This window comes from Priestia sp. TRN 1309 (assembly GCF_050846875.1).
Classification (GTDB): Bacteria; Bacillota; Bacilli; order Bacillales; family Bacillaceae_H; genus Priestia; species Priestia zanthoxyli.
In genome coordinates this window covers 229,700-248,420 of record NZ_JBOZGM010000006.1, presented here as the reverse complement: position 1 = coordinate 248,420, position 18,721 = coordinate 229,700, and the positions used below count along the sequence as shown (strand labels likewise).

Genomic DNA, 18,721 nt, shown 5'->3' with positions numbered 1-18,721 from the left:
TGTCTGACTCTCTTTCTTCATTTTCCTACAATAAACTGCCACGTTTCTTTAAAAACTCCCGTTGTATGAAGTGTTTTTAGAATAACAAGAATAACAGGGCCAACTATTAATCCAAAAAATCCAATCAATTGATATCCTACAAATAAAGCAATTAATGTAGCAAGAGGGTCAAGACCAATGCTCGATGACAGAATCTTGGGCTCCATAATTTGTCGCTGCACAAGTACTACAGCATATAGTACCGAAAGTCCTACAGCAAATGACACATTATCTGTTGCAAACGCATAAATCATCCAAGGAACAAAAACCAGTCCTGTTCCGAGGTAAGGAAGAATATCTACTAAGCCGATTAATAAAGCGACTGTAATAGCATAATCAACCTTAAGAACAAGTAAACCAAAAAGAACGATGATGGTGGTAATCGAAATAAGCGTAAGCTGAGCTTTAATAAAACCAAACAGTGCATTTTTAAGCTCCATAACAACTGTCTGTCCATTTTCTCTTACTTTTTTAGGAATAAACACGCTGCTTTTAGCCATCAGCTTGTACCAATCTTTACTAATAAAAAAAGTAGCCAGCAATGAAAAAATAATCACAGTAGCTGCATTAGGCAATACGGATAAAAATACTGGGATGCTTTGCAATACATTTTGCAGAAAATCGCCCACCGTTTGAGCGATATGGTTGCCTACCCCTTTAATGTTCGATAAAATAGTTGCTTGCTGACCGGTATTTAAGTTATTAAACATAGAAGTAATGCGTTCATAAAACGGAAGTATTTGTTCTGTAGCAATATTTTCAATAAATATGACCACTTCTTTGAAATTTGTGGGAACAACTTTCGCTAAATACGTACTTCCTGCAATAATTTCTGTGATAAGTAACGTAATAAGTCCAGCCAAAAGAGAGAAGATAAGAACCATTGACAGTAAAACAGCTAAGTAGCGTGGTAAGCGCAGCTTTAATTCAAATAGATTAACCATAGGATTTATAAAAAAAGCGATGCAGCAGGCGATAATAAATGGATAGAGGAGAGAAGAGACATAATAACTAAGAAATACAGCTGCTGCAATAATTACCAACACACAAGCTAAGCGAAATAGGCGATGTAAATGAAGCTTGTACACAATAAATAGAGGCCTCCTTGTAAACGATAGTCAACAAAAGAAAAAGCTACTCATAAAATAGTTACGTAATACGCTTTAGAATTATCACAATAAAAAAAGAAAGGATGAGTAAAATGTTTTCACAACCGATGCTTTTTTTAGCTGTTTTACTCGTAATTGGATTAGTGGCTAAAAATCAATCATTAATCATTGCAGTTGCATTTTTACTTATTTTAAAATTAATCGGGTTAGACAGTAAGGTTTTTCCTTTTCTACAATCAAAAGGAATTAATATTGGGGTAACGGTGATTACAATTGCCGTTCTTGTGCCAATTGCAACAGGAGACATAGGGTTTAAACAATTAGGAGAAGCTGTGAAATCTTCTTATGCCTGGATTGCTCTAGGAGCCGGCATTGCTGTAGCAATTATTGCCAAATATGGGCTTACGCTCTTGGAAGATGATCCGCATATTACGACCGCTTTAGTTTTTGGCACAATTCTTGCTGTGGCGCTGTTTCAAGGGGTAGCAGTAGGTCCGTTAATCGGTGCTGGAATTGCTTATTTATTTATGAAATTAACTGAACTTTTTTCGTAGAAATTTTTGTATAATAATAATTTTTTTAAAATTTCTTCTCTCTTTTGATTCACAAAAGTCAGATAATTGTTTATAATATATTTTGAGGCCGCATCTTTTTACATACAATTGTATGTTTTACCTATAGGGCTGTAACAAAGCAATGACACATGCAGATGTTTTAATTTTGTGTGTTATTGAAACAAATGGAAATGTAAGCATTTTCTTTACGTGGGGTGAAGGAATGTTCTTCCAAGATATATATTCAAAAGAGGCGCTTCGTATATCATTTAATGTCTAGTTGAGCAGAAGCTCAATTTTGTTTTTCACGTTTTACACAGAAAGGTATGGGGAATTTTTTCTGTAAAGGAGTGGAGATTTATGACAGCAACTCGAGGTCTAGAAGGGGTAGTCGCTACAACGTCAGCAGTAAGTTCAATTATTGATGACACTTTAACATATCAAGGCTACAATATTGATGATTTAGCGAATTATGCAACATTTGAAGAAGTGGTGTATTTACTATGGCACGGAAAATTACCTAATAAAGAAGAATTATCTGTGTTTTCTAGATTACTAGCAGAAAACGCTAAATTACCCCAAGAAGTCTTAAATCATTTCAAAACTTATCCAATTCAAGATGTTCATCCAATGGCAGCTTTAAGAACAGTCGTATCACTATTGGGGTTGTACGATCCTGAAGCTGATTTAATGGATGAAGAAGCAAATTATCGCAAAGCTGTTCGTTTGCAAGCACAATTACCAACAGTGGTGACGGCTTTTTCAAGAGTTCGCAACGGATTAGAGCCAATTGAGCCAAACGAAAATTATAGCATTGCCGCTAACTTTTTATATATGTTAACCGGCGAAGAGCCAACTGATATCCAAGTAGAAGCGTTTGATAAAGCACTTGTCTTACACGCTGACCATGAGCTAAATGCTTCAACTTTTACAGCGCGTGTCTGTGTGGCAACGTTATCCGATATTTATTCAGGGATTACAGCCGCTATTGGGGCGTTAAAGGGTCCTCTTCACGGGGGAGCGAATGAAGCTGTTATGAAAATGTTGTCTGACATTCAAACAGTTGAAAACGCAGAACCTTACATTCGCGAAAAGCTCGCGAAAAAAGAAAAGATTATGGGATTTGGACATCGTGTGTATCAGCAGGGTGATCCTCGTGCCAAGCACTTGAAAGAAATGTCTGAAAAACTTACAAAACAAGCAGGAGATACAACGCTATACGATATGTCAGTGAAAATTGAGGAAATCGTAACAGGCGAGAAGAAGCTTCCGCCAAACGTTGATTTCTATTCAGCTTCTGTATACCACAGCTTAGGTATTGATCACGATTTATTTACTCCGATTTTTGCCGTAAGCCGCGTATCAGGATGGATTGCTCACATTTTAGAGCAGTATTCAAACAATCGTTTGATTCGTCCAAGAGCTGATTATATCGGTCCTGGAAAACAAACGTACATTCCGCTTGAAGAGCGCAGCTAAACAATGTGACGAAGGTGCTCACGTTCGTTGAGCACTTTTCCATAAGTGAAAGTAGACAATTTTTTAAGGAGGTCATTCTCATGACAAAAGGTGAACAAATTTCTGTAGCAAACGGCGTTTTAAACGTACCAAATAACCCAATTATTCCATTTATCGAAGGTGACGGAATTGGTCCGGATATCTGGGCAGCAGCTTCCCGCGTATTAGAAGCAGCAGTTGCAAAAGCATACAATGGTGAAAAAGAAATCGTTTGGAAAGAAGTATTAGCAGGTGAAAAAGCATTTAATCAAACTGGCGAATGGTTACCGGAAGAAACGTTAGATGCAATTCGCGAATACATAATTGCAATCAAAGGACCATTAACGACACCAGTAGGCGGTGGAATTCGTTCTCTAAACGTGGCATTGCGTCAAGAATTAGACTTATTCACATGCTTACGTCCTGTTCGCTACTTTGACGGCGTACCTTCTCCAATTAAGCGCCCAGAAGATACAGATATGGTTATCTTCCGTGAAAATACTGAAGATATTTATGCTGGTATTGAATATGCGAAGGGTTCTGAAGAAGTACAAAAACTTGTTTCATTCCTACAAACGGAATTAGGCGTAAATAAAATCCGTTTCCCTGAAACTTCTGGATTAGGTATTAAGCCTATTTCTTCTGAAGGAACAGAGCGTCTTGTGCGTGCAGCAATCAACTATGCGATTGAACAGGGCCGCAAGTCTGTTACGCTTGTACACAAAGGTAACATTATGAAATATACAGAAGGCGCATTTAAAAATTGGGGCTATGAGCTAGCTGAAAAAGAATTCGGCGATAAAGTATTTACTTGGGCTCAATATGACCGCATCGTTGAAAAAGAAGGTGCACAAGCTGCAAACAAAGCTCAAGCAGAAGCGGAAGTAGCAGGAAAAATTATTGTAAAAGATTCTATTGCAGATATCTTCTTACAACAAATTTTAACTCGTCCACGTGAATTCGATGTAGTAGCAACAATGAACTTAAATGGAGATTACATTTCAGATGCATTAGCAGCACAAGTTGGCGGTATCGGAATTGCTCCAGGAGCAAACATCAACTATGAAACTGGACATGCTATCTTTGAAGCAACTCACGGTACAGCACCTAAATATGCTGGTTTAGATAAAGTAAACCCATCTTCTGTATTATTATCAGGTGTGTTAATGCTTGAACACCTTGGCTGGAATGAAGCAGCGGATCTAATCATGAAATCAATGGAAAAAACAATTGCTTCAAAAGTAGTAACATATGATTTCGCACGTTTAATGGACGGCGCAACAGAAGTGAAGTGTTCAGAGTTTGCTGATGAATTAATTAGCAATCTAGGAAAACAAGTAACAGTTTAATAGCTATTCATTTAGGGGAGGAATTATAATGGCAAATATGCGTAAAAAAGTATCTGTTATCGGAGCGGGCTTTACAGGAGCTACAACTGCTTTTTTAATTGGTCAAAAAGAATTAGCTGATGTTGTATTAGTTGATATTCCGCAATTAGAAAATCCAGCTAAAGGTAAAGCGCTGGATATGTTAGAAGCAAGTCCTGTACAAGGCTTTGACGCTAACATTACAGGAACAGCCAACTACGAAGACACAGCTGATTCTGACATTGTCATTATTACAGCTGGTATCGCGCGTAAGCCAGGTATGAGTCGCGATGATTTAGTCACAACGAACCAAAAAATTATGAAGTCTGTTACTCAAGAAGTTGTTAAATACTCGCCAAACTGTCACATTATCGTGTTAACAAACCCGGTAGATGCTATGACGTACACAGTATTTAAAGAATCTGGTTTTCCTAAAAACCGCGTAATCGGTCAATCAGGCGTATTAGATTCTGCACGTTTCCGTACGTTCGTAGCGCAGGAGTTAAACATTTCAGTGAAAGATATCACAGGTTTTGTACTTGGTGGACATGGCGACGATATGGTACCTCTTGTACGCTACTCATATGCTGGCGGTATTCCTCTTGAAACGCTTATTCCAAAAGCGCGTCTTGAAGCAATTGTTGAAAGAACACGCAAAGGCGGCGGCGAGATCGTTAACTTATTAGGCAACGGAAGTGCGTACTACGCTCCTGCTGCTTCTTTAGTGGAAATGACAGAAGCGATCTTAAAAGATCAGCGTCGTATTTTACCAGCGATTGCTTACCTAGAGGGTGAATATGGTTATAACGGCATCTACTTAGGTGTTCCGACCGTATTAGGAGCTGCAGGAATTGAGCAAGTAATTGAATTAGAACTTACTGATTCTGAAAAAGCTGCGTTAGATCAATCAGCAAAATCAGTCAAAACTGTCATGGGTGTATTAGCTTAATACAATAAAGTAGGTTTGAGTATAGGTTTTTATAGATATTCAAACAATAGTCACAAGGAAAATTCGAGGGAAACCTCGAATTTTTCTTGTATATAAAGAAAAACTATTACTTTATACAAAAGGTGGAATGATGATGGTATTAGGTAAAAAACAAAAAATAGGTCGAAGTCTTGAAGATATAAAAGTTGGAGAAAAATTAACGCTAACTGAACGAATTGAAGATAAAGATATCTTATTGTACTTAGGGCTGACAAATGATTCTAACCCTTTATACATTCAGCATGATTATGCATCTCAGACACCTTTTAAGAAACCTATTGTGCCAAGCATTATGATTACCGGTATTATGACAGCAGCCATTTCAAAGTACTTGCCCGGACCTGGAAGCCATGTTGCAGAACATACGGTTGCCTTTCCCAAAAAAATTCATCATTATAGTACGATTGAATTTTTATTTGAAGTCACAGAGGTAGATGTTTCTTCTAAAACTGTTACGATTGAAGTAGAAGCGGTCAATGAACAAAAAGAGAAAGTAGTAACGGCTCGGTTTCTTGTGTATCCGCCGCTTAGACTTCCATCAGTAGAGACACATGACTTTGAAAATTTTTAAAACGCCCTAAATATTGATAAATATAGAAGAAGCTCTTTAGCCATATTTTCTGAAAATGTTGAAATGTATTGGAGAACGAGGCTAAAACATTGTATGATAAGAGAAGATAAATAGAAAATAATATCATTTGGGTGAAGCTGCGGTTTAATTTAACTAGATGGAGGCTTATATCGTTAATATGAGTAAGAAATTATTAGTCGTAGATGATGAACAATCAATTTCAACATTATTACAATATAATTTACAACAAGCTGGCTTTACAGTAGAAACAGCTGAAGATGGGGAAGAAGGATACAACAAGGCATTAGAAGGAAAACCTGATTTAATTGTGTTAGACTTGATGCTTCCTAAAATGGATGGAATTGAAGTTTGTAAAAAGCTTCGTCAGCAAAAAGTGATGACGCCTATTTTAATGTTAACTGCAAAAGACGATGAGTTTGACAAGGTATTAGGGCTAGAACTTGGCGCAGATGACTACATGACGAAACCATTTAGTCCTCGAGAAGTAGTAGCCCGTGTAAAAGCCATTTTACGCAGAACACAAATTATTGCTCAGGAAAATGAACAGGAGGAAGATGGCGAACGCATCATGATTGGTGATTTAAAAATTCTTCCAGATCATTATGAGGCCTACTTTAATCAAGAGCAGCTTGAGCTTACTCCGAAAGAATTCGAGTTATTATTATATTTGGCAAAATACAAAGGACGGGTATTAACTCGTGATCAGCTGCTGAGTGCAGTGTGGAATTATGATTTTGCCGGAGATACGCGAATTGTAGATGTGCACATCAGCCATCTGCGTGAGAAAATTGAACATAATACGAGAAAACCGGTTTATATAAAAACGATTAGAGGATTAGGATATAAGCTGGAGGAACCAAAGGTAGATGAATAAATTTCGTTCAAGGCTACTTTTGGCTCTATTAGTACTTATTATTATTGTATTAGTAGGTCTTGGCCTGCTGCTGGGGCAGTTGTTTAAAAACTTTTATTTTCAAACGTTTCAAGAGCGAATGGAAAAAGAAGCAAAGCTTGTGGAAATGTACATTAGTGAAGAAGGCATCACAAGTCCTGCTTTAAAATCTAAAGTTGATCAAATCAGTCATTCGCTAAGTGTACGAACGACTGTCGTTCAAAAAGATGGAAAAATATTAGTTGACTCAAATCCAGGTAGCAAGCAGCAAAGAATCGAAAAAAGTATTGTAATCCAACAAGTATTAAAAAAGCAGTTAAACAGCAAAAAAAGCTTTGATCAAATTAAAGAAGATTACGACTTATATTACTATGGTATCCCGCTTATTATAGAAGGTAAGCAAGAGGGATTTGTTGTTTTGAGTACATCGTTTGATTCATTAAAACAAGTAAATCAGCAAATCTGGGGGCTTCTTATTGGAAGCTTAGGTCTAGCTTTGATTGTGATTTTACTCTTAGGTGTAAAGATTATGGGGCGCTATACCCGTCCTATTGAATCGGCAACCAAGGTGGCTATGGAACTTGCAAAAGGGAATTATAAAGCTCGTACATATGAAGATTATGTAGATGAAACAGGGATGCTGAGTCAGTCTATTAACGCACTTGCTCGTAATCTGCAAGAGTCTATCACTAATCAAGAAATGCAGCAGGACAGGCTGCGCACGCTAATTGAAAATATGGGAAGCGGTATGCTTCTTATCGATAGTCGAGGCTATATAAACTTAGTGAACCGAGCTTATAAAGAGCAGTTTCATATACATCCGGACGACTTCCTTTATCACTTGTATTATGAGGTATTTGAGCACAAAGAAATCATTAAACTTGTGGAAAAAATATTTATGACCGAAGTAAAGGTTCGAAAACAAGTCGTTTTGCCTTTAAATATTGAACGAAGATATTTTGATGTTTACGGAGCGCCGATTATTGGCTTAAACGATGAATGGAAAGGCATTGTGCTTGTTTTCCATGATATTACCGAGCTGAAAAAACTAGAACAAGTGCGCCGTGACTTTGTAGCGAATGTGTCTCATGAACTAAAAACACCTATTACGTCCATTAAAGGGTTTAGTGAGACATTGTTAGACGGTGCCATGGAAGATCCAAAGCTGCGAGAGCAGTTTCTATCTATTATTCTAACGGAAAGCCAGCGCATGGAGAGCCTGATTCAAGATCTTTTGGATTTATCTAAAGTTGAACAGCAAGGTTTTAAACTAAGCATTCATTCAGTAGATTTGAATACCCTTCTCTATGAGGTCATAACAGTGCTATCGAACCGAGCGAATGAAAAAGAAATCACTCTAACGTTAGATACGCTTCCTGAAGAAGCGTGGATTGATGGTGACAGTCAGCGCCTTATGCAAGTGTTCGTTAACTTAATTGGCAATGCGCTCATGTATACAATGCCTGGAGGAACCGTTCACGTTTCGCTTGAAGAGGAAGAAGAAACGATTACGGTTCATGTTCAAGATACAGGTATCGGTATTGATTCTGATGAAATTTCACGTATTTTTGAGCGTTTTTACAGAGTAGATAAAGCAAGAAGCCGCAATTCCGGAGGAACAGGTCTTGGATTAGCAATTGTTAAACATCTTGTTGAAGCTCATAAAGGGGAAATTGAAGTGAAAAGTGAAGTCAATAAAGGGACAACTTTTTCGGTGAAGCTGCACAAGTATTTGCCGCAGATGTAAAATGTTTACGTTCCTTTTACAATTTATTTAATGTAGCTTAATAATTAATTGATACAATTTTTCATGGAAACCCCTTCATCCAAGGAGCCAATATGTAAGGCGAAAATAGCTTTAACCGTGCTATTTTCGCCGATTCTTTTTGACAATTTCTATCCATTCACATGCTACACCGCCTAAAATAACCAGGCGGTGTTTTTTATTTTATGATGTATAGATCTTATCACCATATGAAAATAAAACGTTGAATTCAAGAGTACTTTTTGTCCTTAAAGCTTATTGTTTGCTAAAATAAAGGTAAGATAAGAAGAGAGCGAAATGGAGGAACATGAATGACACAAAAACTAGTATTAATTGACGGGAATAGTATTGCCTACCGTGCATTTTTTGCTTTGCCGCTTTTAAACAATGATAAAGGAATACATACAAATGCCATATACGGCTTTACTACAATGCTGACACGTATTTTAGAGGAAGAGAAGCCAACGCATTTACTGGTGGCTTTTGATGCAGGGAAAACAACGTTTCGTCACAAAACATTTACAGAATATAAAGGAGGCAGACAAAAGACGCCTCCTGAACTTTCAGAGCAGTTTCCCTTTATTCGTGAGTTATTAGATGCATATGGAATTAAGCGCTATGAACTGCCTGAGTACGAAGCAGATGATATTATCGGTACACTTTCAAAACAAGCAGAACAAAAAGGAATGGCCGTGAAAGTCATTTCCGGTGATAAAGATTTACTTCAGCTTGTGTCAGAGCATGTAACCGTAGATATTACGAGAAAAGGAATTACGGATGTGGATTCCTATACGCCTGCAGCCATTGATGAAAAATATGGAATCACGGCTGCGCAAATCATTGATATGAAGGGTCTTATGGGAGACAGCTCAGATAATATCCCAGGTGTGCCTGGAGTTGGAGAAAAAACAGCCTTAAAGCTATTAAAAGAGTTTGAAACCGTTGAAAATGTATTGCAATCTATCGATCAAGTCAGCGGTAAAAAATTAAAAGAAAAGCTAGAAGATAATCGTGAATCAGCCATCATGAGTAAAAAGCTTGCAACTATTTATTGCGAAGCGCCTCTTGAAGTATCTGTAGAAGATGCGAAATATGACGGGTTTGAATCTTCAAAGGTCATCTCTTTATTTAAAGAGCTTGGGTTTAATTCTCTGCTTGCTAAATTTGGTGAATCAGCAGAAGAGGAAGCAGATTTTGAAGAACTGACGTTTGAAATAGTGCAGGAAGTTCACGATGATATGTTAACAAGCGAAGCAGCTCTGATCGTAGAAGGTTATGAAGAAAACTATCATCACAATCAGCTGCTCGGTTTTGGAATCAGCAACAAAAACGGCCACTATTTTATTGATAAAGACACAGCTCTTTCATCTTCCAAGTTTACAGCATGGCTAGAAGATGAAGATGTAAAAAAGACGGTATTTAATGGAAAACGTACGATTGTATCGTTAAAATGGGCGGGGCATGAAATTAAAGGAATTGAACATGATGTAATGATTGCTTCTTACATCTTAAATCCCGCTGAAGCAAATGATGACCTAGCGACAATTGCAAAATTAAAAGGATATCATCAAGTGCAATCAGATGAAGCTGTGTATGGAAAAGGAGCTAAGCGAAGCATTGCGGAAGCTGCTCAGCTAGCTGAGCATGTTATAAGAAAAGCAGCCGCCGTAGCTTATTTAAAAGAAGTGTTGGAAAAAGAATTGGTTGAAAATGAACAGTTTGAGCTGTTTGAAAAGCTTGAAATGCCTCTTGCCATTGTCCTTGCCGATATGGAATATCAAGGGGTGAAAATTGATCGGGCGCGTTTGGATGAAATGGGCGAAGATCTTCGAGAACAGCTTGAAAAAATTGAAGCGAAAATCTACGAATACGCTGGACAAGAATTCAATATTAATTCACCAAAGCAGCTAGGAGTTGTTCTTTTTGAAAAAATGCAGCTTCCAGTCATAAAGAAAACAAAAACAGGCTATTCCACATCAGCTGATGTATTAGAGCAATTAGCTAGCGCCCATGATATTATCCCAGAGATTTTACAATACCGTCAGCTAGGAAAATTACAGTCTACGTATATCGAAGGGTTAAAAAAGGTTATTCATGAAAGCGATGGAAAAGTTCATACCCGCTTTAATCAAACGTTAACTCAAACGGGAAGGTTAAGCTCAGTAGATCCTAACTTGCAAAACATCCCGATTCGTCTTGAAGAAGGTAAAAAAATAAGAGGTGCGTTCGTGCCTTCACAGCCTGATTGGTTAATATTTGCGGCGGATTATTCACAAATTGAGCTGCGCGTACTGGCTCATATTGCAAATGATGAAAAGCTAATTGATGCGTTTAAGCATGACTTAGATATTCATACGAAAACAGCGATGGATGTGTTCCACGTCGAAAGAGAAGAAGTAACGTCGAATATGCGCCGTCAGGCTAAAGCAGTTAATTTTGGAATCGTCTATGGCATCAGTGATTACGGTTTATCGCAAAGTTTAGGAATTACAAGAAAAGCAGCGGCTACTTTTATTGAACGCTATTTAAAAAGCTTCCCGGGTGTACAGGAGTATATGGATACGATTGTGCGCGATGCAAAAGAAAAGGGATACGTAACAACGCTCTTGCACCGCCGCCGTTACTTGCCTGAAATCACGAGCCGAAACTTTAACCTCCGCAGCTTTGCTGAGCGTACAGCTATGAATACGCCTATTCAAGGGACAGCAGCTGACATTATTAAAAAAGCAATGATTGAAATGAATAAGCGCTTAAAAGATGAAAATCTTCAGGCTAAGCTGCTGCTTCAAGTACACGATGAGCTGATTTTTGAAGCCCCAGAAGAAGAAATTAAAATTTTAGAGAAAATCGTACCAGAAGTAATGGAGCATGCTTTAGAGCTAGAAGTTCCGTTGAAAGTAGATTATTCTTACGGAAAGACTTGGTACGAAGCAAAGTAGTGGAAAAAGGATGTGACAAACGTGCCAGAATTACCAGAAGTTGAGACCGTCAGACGTACGTTGATTGAATTAGCCAGTGGTAAGACCATTGAGCGTGTAACCGTTAAATGGCCTAATATTATCAAACGTCCTGAGCAAGTTGAGCAGTTTTGTGACGCGCTTGTTGGACAAACCATTCGAGATGTTGAACGCAGAGGTAAGTTTTTGAAAATTGTACTCGATGATTATACGATGGTTTCTCATCTGCGTATGGAAGGAAAATATGCTCTCCATGAAAATGCAGACGAACCAGATAAGCATGTACACGTCTTTTTTCACTTCACCGACGGAACAGAATTACGATACCGGGATGTAAGGAAATTTGGTACCATGCACTTATTTAAAAAGGGAGAGGAAGATCTGTTTCCTCCTCTTATTGGCCTTGGACCTGAACCGTTTGACGAAACATTTAATCCAAGTCAGTTAAAAATGCGAATCGGCAAAACCTCTCGAAAAATCAAGCCGGTTTTACTCGATCAAAATGTCGTGGTTGGGCTAGGGAATATTTATGTAGATGAAGCACTATTTCGCGCAGGGATTCACCCTGAACGAGTGGCCAGCCAATTAACAGACGAAGAGTATGAAAAATTGTACGAAGAAATTGTAGCGACCCTTCAAGAAGCGGTGAAACAAGGGGGCAGCACAATTCGCACGTATGTAAACACACAGGGGCAAATAGGCATGTTTCAGCAGCAGCTTTACGTGTACGGAAGAAAAGGCGAATCCTGTAAAATTTGCGGTACCCCAATTGAAAAATTTGTTGTAGGCGGTAGAGGAACACATATCTGCCCAAATTGTCAGCCGGCTAAAAAATAACAATGGATGGGCTCCTTTCATATACTACGTATAGACAGAAAGGAAAGGAGTCCTCTCATCATGATAACATTTTCTTTACTTATTCTTGCTTTTGCCGTAAGTCTTGACAGCTTTAGCGTTGGCCTGACATACGGACTTCGAAAGGTGAAAATCCCGCTGAAATCCATTTTTATTATTTCATGTTGCTCAGCATTTTCTTTAATGTTTTCTATGTTTTTAGGAAAGGTACTTACGCATCTATTTTCAGTGGATGTACTAAATAAAGTAGGCGGAGGTATTCTTGTTCTACTTGGAATGTGGATTTTATACCAGTTTTTTTGTCCGGCAGATTCATCTCGAGTGAAAGAAGAAAAAACATTAGTGAAAATTGAAATTAAGTCAATTGGCTTAGTCATTAACGTATTGAAAAAACCAACGGCAGCAGATTTAGATAATTCAGGTTCCATCACTGGGATTGAAGCATTTATACTTGGAATTGCATTATCTCTTGATGCATTTGGAGCAGGGTTTGGAGCAGCTTTATTAGGTTATTCGCCGTATGCTTTAGCAATTGCTGTAGCTCTTATGAGTTCACTTTTTTTAAGTGCTGGCATACAGTTTGGCAAAGTTTTTTCACGTTTATCATGGATGAAAATGTTTTCCTTTTTACCGGGAGTTCTGCTTATTATTTTAGGTATTTTTAGATTTTAAATAAAGCGATAAAGGAGAGGCCAATGTCAATTGTAATTGGATTAACGGGCGGAATTGCTAGTGGAAAAAGTACGGTAACCGGAATGCTGAGAGATATTAATATTCCAGTAATCGATGCTGACCACATTGCAAAAGAAGTCGTCGAACCAGGAAAAGAAGCATATAACCAAATTGTAGAGACGTTCGGCCGTGCCATTCTTCACGAAAATGCGGAGATCAATCGAGCGGCTTTAGGGGGAATTGTGTTTTCTCAAGAGGAAGAACGTAAAAAGTTGAATGCAATTGTACACCCTGCGGTAAGAAAAGAAATGCTTTCTCAAAAGGAAAGGTATATCGAGGAAGGATACGATGCTGTGGTATTAGATATTCCGCTGCTGTTTGAAAGTGATTTGACGCATTTAGTCGATAAAGTAGTGGTTGTATATGTCGATGAGCCTGTGCAGCTAGAAAGGTTAAAATCTCGTAATGATCTCTCGACGAAAGATGCCTATGCACGTATCCACGCACAGCTGCCTTTGATTCAAAAAGTAGCCTTAGCCGATGCGGTGATCAATAACAACGGACCTGTAGAGGAAACAAAACAACAGCTTTTAAGTATATTAGCCCTATGGCTAGATTAAAGAGGCTGAGATAAACGTATGTTAGCTGAAGGGAAATCCGAACGAGCTTGATTCTTGAGGTAGAATCAAGCTCGTTCGGATTTTTTTATTGAGAATATTTACGAGCTTCTAAAAAAGAATGTGTTAAATATCTGTTCTCGCTATATACATATAGTAAAACTTAATTAAAATAATTTATTAAAAAAAATTAATATTATTCACTTTTTAAATATTTATGTTATACTATTCAATATAAAAAGTTAAATAGTATAACACATATAGAGAGGGGTATAGCCATGAAAGCACGTATTGCCATTAATGGTTTTGGGAGAATAGGAAGAATGGTTTTTCGCACAGCGATTATAGAGGAGAATTTAGATATTATTGCTATAAATGCATCTTATCCAGCAGAAACATTAGCACATTTAATCAAATATGACTCTATACACGGACCATTTAATGGAGATGTTAAATGTGATGATGATGCGCTAATTGTTAACGGTAAAAGAATCCAGCTATTAAATTCACGCGATCCGCTGAATTTGCCTTGGAAAGAGCTTGGGATTGATTTAGTTGTTGAAGCAACAGGGAAATTTAATTCAAGAGAAAAAGCGCAGTTACATATTGAAGCAGGTGCTAAAAAAGTTGTCTTAACGGCACCGGGTAAACAAGAAGATATTACTATTGTGATGGGCGTAAACGAACGAGAGTTTGATGTGAATCAGCATAACATTATCTCTAATGCCTCTTGTACGACAAATTGTCTAGCTCCAGTTGTCAAGGTGTTAGACGAAGCGTTCACAATTGAAAACGGTTTAATGACGACCGTTCACGCATATACAAATGATCAAAAGAATATTGATAACCCGCATAAAGACTTGCGAAGAGCCCGTGCGTGTGCTCAATCAATTATTCCTACAACAACTGGAGCAGCCAAGGCGCTTTCATTAGTTCTTCCTCATTTAAAAGGAAAGCTTCATGGAATGGCGCTGCGCGTTCCTACGCCTAACGTATCGCTTGTCGATTTAGTTGTGGATGTAAGGAAACCTGTGACGATGGAAGATGTTAATCTAGCGTTCATTAAAGCTGCTGAAGGACCATTAAAGAATATTTTAAATTTAACAATGGAACCACTCGTATCAATTGACTTTAATACAAATCCTCATTCAGCGATTGTAGATGGACTATCGACTATCGTAATGGAAGATCATAAAATTAAAGTGTTAGCTTGGTACGATAACGAGTGGGGCTACTCTCAGCGCGTAGTCGATTTGGTAAGATATATTGCTGCAGAAATGCGTAATGGATCAAAGATAAGAGTAAGCTAAGAAAGCTATAGATTGCTTTTTAAAAAAAACAGGGAGCTATCGCCCTGTTTTTTTTGTTTTTATTCAAAAGAATAGGGAAAAGCAATAAGATAATCATGCAAAGGAGTGTTTCTTTTCCTCAATTTTAATAAAAAAATGAATAGTCGTTTAGCAGCTTTTACACACTGTCTCACGAGAATACAGGGGTAATTTGTATAGGTCTATCTGCGGGAACAATCTTTAATAAAATCAAAACACGTATTGCAAAATAAATGTAAACAAAGTATACTATGTTTCGTGAACTTCTTGTGTACCTTTCGGTGATGTGGCTACTTAAAGGGTTAGGACCTCTTTGGACTAACTTTCCCCCGTGGTAGTTAACATGCTATATGGCGAAAGAACTTCATGTTTAACGATTAAAAATTGTTAAAGGGGGAAATATCATTATGGAAACAATGGGTCGTCATGTCATCTCAGAATTATGGGGATGCGATTTCGATAAGTTAAATGATATTGATTATATTGAAAAAACGTTTGTTGATGCAGCTTTAAAATCTGGTGCGGAAGTTCGCGAAGTAGCGTTCCATAAATTTGCACCTCAAGGTGTAAGTGGCGTTGTTATTATTTCAGAATCACATTTAACGATTCACAGCTTCCCAGAGCATGGTTATGCAAGTATCGATGTTTATACTTGTGGTCATTTAGATCCTACAATCGCAGCAGATTATATTGCAGATGCTCTAAGTGCACAGACACGTGAAACAATTGAATTACCACGTGGAATGGGTCCTGTTCAGGTAAAACAAACTAAAGCGAATGCACTTTAATAGTGTCGATTGATTACGTAAGTTAAGAGGTGTATTACACACCTCTTTTTAGTATATAAATTTTTAATATGCAAAAACAAAGGGGATAACAACATGGGGGTAGTACAAGTAGTTAAATCTTTATTTTCTAATCATGTAGAAACAAGCGATCGTCATTCAGATCCGACTCTAAAAACGCATTATTACAAAACAACGGCTGGGAATGCATTTAAGCAAGTTCATGAAATGTTGAAGCATATGCAAGGGATAGAGATACTTGCTGCGTATGAAGAGCGAGGAGAAATTAGCTTAAACGTTGTAAAAGGAAGAAAAGCTTTTGTTGTGATTACCATTATTAGCGTACGTCCTCTTGAAACCGCTATCGATTTTTCTGCTACAACAGAGTCAAAAGTGGTGCCAGTTGATTTTGGTTTTAGCAAAGAACTTGTACGTACGCTTTATAAGAGCTTTGATCAAAAACTTATTCCTCTTTCTTCGTAAGTTCCTTATCATTTTTGAATTTCAGGAAATAAAATGGGGAAATTCCTTTTCCTTTACTTGTATTCAAGCCTTGTTTTCTATAAGATGGAATAAAGTAAATCCTTTAATATAGCATCGTGTTTGATAAAGGAAATGATGATGACAATCATAATAAATGGCGAATAGCCGGCTAACATAGATGAAAATTAACTTATATGAGAGAAAATAAAAAGAAAAACAAGGTTTATTATTGGAGCTGAGAATATGAAGTGCCCATCCTGTCATTACAATGGAACGAGAGTGCTGGACTCGCGCCCTGTAGAAGAAGGCCGCTCTATTCGTAGAAGACGTGAATGCGAAGAGTGTCACTATCGTTTTACAACTTTTGAGAAAGTAGAAGAACTTCCGTTAATTGTTGTAAAAAAAGATGGAGCGAGAGAAGAGTTCAGCAAAGACAAAATCCTTCGAGGGTTAATTAAGGCGTGTGAAAAACGCCAAGTAAGCTTAAAACAACTGGAAGATACCGTACACGATATTGAAACAGAGCTGCGCAGTCAGGGTACATCAGAGGTGCAGTCAGATGTGGTAGGAGAAATGGTGATGGAGCGATTAGCTGCTATCGATGAAGTCTCTTATGTTCGATTTGCTTCGGTATACCGACAATTTAAAGACATCAATGTATTTATTGATGAATTAAAAGATTTAATTAAGAAGGAACGACTGTAAAAGAGCTATTGAAGTATTCTTTAGGCTCTTTTTTTGTCATTTCTATTACTTTAAAAGTAGGTAGGGAACGACATGAAAGAACAACATTGGAAAGAAATGATACCGGTCGATCGTTATGTTGTTCGTTCGAGCGGCATACTGCAGGAATACGACCGAAAGATTTTAACAATGCTCTATCAGCCGTTGGTGGGTACGACGTGTTTTGGTTTGTATATGACGCTATGGAGCGAGCTGGAACAAGATCGTTTATGGGGAAAAGAGTCTACGCATCATCACCTAATGTCAATGATGCAAATTAATTTGAAAGCTATTTACCATGAGCGGTTAAAATTAGAAGGTATTGGTTTGTTAAAAACATATATTAAGGAAGAAGATGATGTTCGTGTGTTCATTTATGAGCTCATTCCTCCTCTTACGCCCCATCAGTTCTTTAACGATGGCGTGTTAAATGTATATTTATATAACCGACTAGGAAAATCCATCTTTCAAAAAATAAAAAATTATTTTTCGGATTCACTCGTGGATGATCAATCGTTCAAAGATGTGACGCATTCATTTAACGATGTATTTAAATCAGTTAAAGCAACGGAGCTGGCTCCAAGTTTTCAGTCTGAAAGCAAGGATGTATTTTCTCCTGATGCTCAAACGGACTTTATAGATTCTTCAAACCGTGCTTCTATTGAGATGAGCCCGGATTCCTTTGATTTTGATTTATTTTTAGCAGGCCTAACAGATTCAATGATTTCGAAAAGGTCCATTACATCTAAAGTAAAACAAGCGATTGAAAAGTTAGCTTTTTTATACGGCATTGATCCTCTTCAAATGAAAAATGTAGTGCTCGATTCGCTAAATGAGAATGATCAAGTTGATATTGAATTGCTTAGAAAAGCAGCACAGTCCTTTTACCAATTTGAAAATGGAGAAGCACTTCCCAATCTAAGCGAACAAATTCAGCCTCCTATGCTTCGTACCATGCAGGAAAAGCAGCCTCAGACTAAGGAAGAGCAGCTCATTCAACAGCTAGAAGTCACCTCTCCTCGGCAGCTATTGATCGAGTTTTCAGGGGGGGCAGAGCCATCAAAAGCAGATTTGCAAATGATTGAAGAAGTGATGTTTAATCAAAAGCTTTCACCAGGGGTAGTAAATGTTCTGATTTACTATGTTATGCTAAGATCCGATATGAAATTATCTAAGAGCTATGTAGAGAAAATTGCTGGACACTGGGCGCGCAAAAAGGTACAAACTGTTCAAGATGCCATGAATTTAGCTAAAAATGAACAGAAAGAATATCAGAACTGGACCGAGGCAAAGCAAAATAAAAAAACGGCCGGACGAAAAATTGTGCGTAAAGAAATGGTGCCGGAATGGTTCAAAAATAAAGAGCACCTAGAGAAGAAAGAAGAGCCGGCATATGATGCAGATTTTGAAGAAGAAAAGCGTAAATTAGAAAAAGAGTTAAAAGAACTCGATCAAGAGCTTAAACAAAAGCGTAAACAATAAAAAATTGGTATGATGG

Annotated in this window: 17 protein-coding genes; 16 read left to right on the top strand and 1 reads right to left on the bottom strand. The window is 37.7% G+C overall.

Annotated features, from left to right (window positions below; translation table 11 throughout):
* Positions 1 to 17 precede the first annotated feature (17 nt).
* Positions 18 to 1,127, bottom strand: a complete 1,110-nt coding sequence (ytvI, locus tag ACRPLQ_RS22730) for a sporulation integral membrane protein YtvI (RefSeq protein WP_049166249.1) — start codon at positions 1,125 to 1,127, stop codon at positions 18 to 20.
* Between the two features lie 113 nt (positions 1,128 to 1,240).
* Between ytvI and ACRPLQ_RS22725 the strand changes: the two genes are divergently transcribed.
* The 16 genes from ACRPLQ_RS22725 to ACRPLQ_RS22650 all read left to right on the top strand — a co-directional run bounded on the left by ACRPLQ_RS22725 (position 1,241) and on the right by ACRPLQ_RS22650 (position 18,705).
* Complete coding sequence (locus ACRPLQ_RS22725) at positions 1,241 to 1,702, top strand: DUF441 domain-containing protein (protein ID WP_033579620.1); 462 nt, start codon at positions 1,241 to 1,243, stop codon at positions 1,700 to 1,702.
* 360 nt (positions 1,703 to 2,062) lie between these two features.
* A complete protein-coding gene (gene citZ / locus ACRPLQ_RS22720; protein WP_033579621.1) occupies positions 2,063 to 3,181 on the top strand; it encodes a citrate synthase in 1,119 nt (372 codons plus the stop codon).
* A 74-nt stretch (positions 3,182 to 3,255) separates the two neighbouring features.
* On the top strand, positions 3,256 to 4,548 hold the full coding sequence (icd, locus tag ACRPLQ_RS22715) for an NADP-dependent isocitrate dehydrogenase (protein ID WP_255256853.1): 1,293 nt from the start codon (positions 3,256 to 3,258) through the stop codon (positions 4,546 to 4,548).
* Positions 4,549 to 4,576: 28 nt separating this feature from the next.
* On the top strand, positions 4,577 to 5,515 hold the full coding sequence (mdh, locus tag ACRPLQ_RS22710) for a malate dehydrogenase (RefSeq protein ID WP_013059443.1): 939 nt from the start codon (positions 4,577 to 4,579) through the stop codon (positions 5,513 to 5,515).
* Between the two features lie 133 nt (positions 5,516 to 5,648).
* Complete coding sequence (locus ACRPLQ_RS22705) at positions 5,649 to 6,125, top strand: MaoC family dehydratase (protein WP_098112321.1); 477 nt, start codon at positions 5,649 to 5,651, stop codon at positions 6,123 to 6,125.
* A gap of 178 nt (positions 6,126 to 6,303) precedes the next feature.
* Positions 6,304 to 7,020, top strand: a complete 717-nt coding sequence (locus ACRPLQ_RS22700) for a response regulator transcription factor (RefSeq protein WP_013085192.1) — start codon at positions 6,304 to 6,306, stop codon at positions 7,018 to 7,020.
* Positions 7,013 to 8,785, top strand: coding sequence for a two-component system histidine kinase PnpS (gene pnpS / locus ACRPLQ_RS22695; protein WP_028411777.1), 1,773 nt, complete (start codon positions 7,013 to 7,015; stop codon positions 8,783 to 8,785). Before ACRPLQ_RS22700 ends, pnpS begins: the two co-directional genes overlap by 8 nt.
* A 329-nt stretch (positions 8,786 to 9,114) precedes the next feature.
* The gene (polA, locus tag ACRPLQ_RS22690) at positions 9,115 to 11,742 is read left to right on the top strand and encodes a DNA polymerase I (protein WP_432236284.1); all 2,628 of its coding nucleotides are present in this window, start codon (positions 9,115 to 9,117) and stop codon (positions 11,740 to 11,742) included.
* Positions 11,743 to 11,763: 21 nt separating this feature from the next.
* Positions 11,764 to 12,597 (top strand): DNA-formamidopyrimidine glycosylase, encoded by an 834-nt coding sequence (gene mutM, locus ACRPLQ_RS22685; protein ID WP_028411775.1) that lies wholly within the window; start codon positions 11,764 to 11,766, stop codon positions 12,595 to 12,597.
* 60 nt (positions 12,598 to 12,657) lie between these two features.
* The gene (gene ytaF, locus ACRPLQ_RS22680; RefSeq protein WP_033579623.1) at positions 12,658 to 13,287 is read left to right on the top strand and encodes a sporulation membrane protein YtaF; all 630 of its coding nucleotides are present in this window, start codon (positions 12,658 to 12,660) and stop codon (positions 13,285 to 13,287) included.
* Between the two features lie 23 nt (positions 13,288 to 13,310).
* The gene (gene coaE / locus ACRPLQ_RS22675) at positions 13,311 to 13,907 is read left to right on the top strand and encodes a dephospho-CoA kinase (RefSeq protein WP_033579624.1); all 597 of its coding nucleotides are present in this window, start codon (positions 13,311 to 13,313) and stop codon (positions 13,905 to 13,907) included.
* Between the two features lie 275 nt (positions 13,908 to 14,182).
* A complete protein-coding gene (locus ACRPLQ_RS22670; protein ID WP_013059435.1) occupies positions 14,183 to 15,214 on the top strand; it encodes a glyceraldehyde-3-phosphate dehydrogenase in 1,032 nt (343 codons plus the stop codon).
* Positions 15,215 to 15,639: 425 nt separating this feature from the next.
* Positions 15,640 to 16,020 (top strand): adenosylmethionine decarboxylase, encoded by a 381-nt coding sequence (gene speD, locus ACRPLQ_RS22665; protein WP_013059434.1) that lies wholly within the window; start codon positions 15,640 to 15,642, stop codon positions 16,018 to 16,020.
* A 93-nt stretch (positions 16,021 to 16,113) separates the two neighbouring features.
* Positions 16,114 to 16,500 carry a hypothetical protein gene (locus tag ACRPLQ_RS22660; RefSeq protein ID WP_028411774.1) on the top strand — a complete coding sequence of 129 codons (387 nt, stop codon included), beginning with the start codon at positions 16,114 to 16,116 and terminating at the stop codon, positions 16,498 to 16,500.
* A gap of 243 nt (positions 16,501 to 16,743) precedes the next feature.
* Entirely contained in the window at positions 16,744 to 17,205 is a 462-nt protein-coding gene (nrdR, locus tag ACRPLQ_RS22655; RefSeq protein ID WP_013059432.1) for a transcriptional regulator NrdR, read from the top strand.
* Between the two features lie 72 nt (positions 17,206 to 17,277).
* Positions 17,278 to 18,705 carry a replication initiation and membrane attachment family protein gene (locus ACRPLQ_RS22650; protein ID WP_165635112.1) on the top strand — a complete coding sequence of 476 codons (1,428 nt, stop codon included), beginning with the start codon at positions 17,278 to 17,280 and terminating at the stop codon, positions 18,703 to 18,705.
* Positions 18,706 to 18,721: the final 16 nt, after the last annotated feature.

What these genes read in the sequence shown, in the direction of transcription:
- ACRPLQ_RS22700 (WP_013085192.1), top strand. Translation starts at nt 6,304, where the DNA reads ATGAGTAAGAAATTATTAGTCGTAGATGATGAACAATCAATTTCAACA.
- nrdR (WP_013059432.1), top strand. Translation starts at nt 16,744, where the DNA reads ATGAAGTGCCCATCCTGTCATTACAATGGAACGAGAGTGCTGGACTCG.
- ACRPLQ_RS22725 (WP_033579620.1), top strand. Translation starts at nt 1,241, where the DNA reads ATGTTTTCACAACCGATGCTTTTTTTAGCTGTTTTACTCGTAATTGGA.
- citZ (WP_033579621.1), top strand. Translation starts at nt 2,063, where the DNA reads ATGACAGCAACTCGAGGTCTAGAAGGGGTAGTCGCTACAACGTCAGCA.
- ACRPLQ_RS22660 (WP_028411774.1), top strand. Translation starts at nt 16,114, where the DNA reads ATGGGGGTAGTACAAGTAGTTAAATCTTTATTTTCTAATCATGTAGAA.
- coaE (WP_033579624.1), top strand. Translation starts at nt 13,311, where the DNA reads ATGTCAATTGTAATTGGATTAACGGGCGGAATTGCTAGTGGAAAAAGT.
- speD (WP_013059434.1), top strand. Translation starts at nt 15,640, where the DNA reads ATGGAAACAATGGGTCGTCATGTCATCTCAGAATTATGGGGATGCGAT.
- ACRPLQ_RS22705 (WP_098112321.1), top strand. Translation starts at nt 5,649, where the DNA reads ATGGTATTAGGTAAAAAACAAAAAATAGGTCGAAGTCTTGAAGATATA.
- ACRPLQ_RS22650 (WP_165635112.1), top strand. Translation starts at nt 17,278, where the DNA reads ATGAAAGAACAACATTGGAAAGAAATGATACCGGTCGATCGTTATGTT.
- polA (WP_432236284.1), top strand. Translation starts at nt 9,115, where the DNA reads ATGACACAAAAACTAGTATTAATTGACGGGAATAGTATTGCCTACCGT.
- ACRPLQ_RS22670 (WP_013059435.1), top strand. Translation starts at nt 14,183, where the DNA reads ATGAAAGCACGTATTGCCATTAATGGTTTTGGGAGAATAGGAAGAATG.
- ytaF (WP_033579623.1), top strand. Translation starts at nt 12,658, where the DNA reads ATGATAACATTTTCTTTACTTATTCTTGCTTTTGCCGTAAGTCTTGAC.
- mdh (WP_013059443.1), top strand. Translation starts at nt 4,577, where the DNA reads ATGGCAAATATGCGTAAAAAAGTATCTGTTATCGGAGCGGGCTTTACA.
- pnpS (WP_028411777.1), top strand. Translation starts at nt 7,013, where the DNA reads ATGAATAAATTTCGTTCAAGGCTACTTTTGGCTCTATTAGTACTTATT.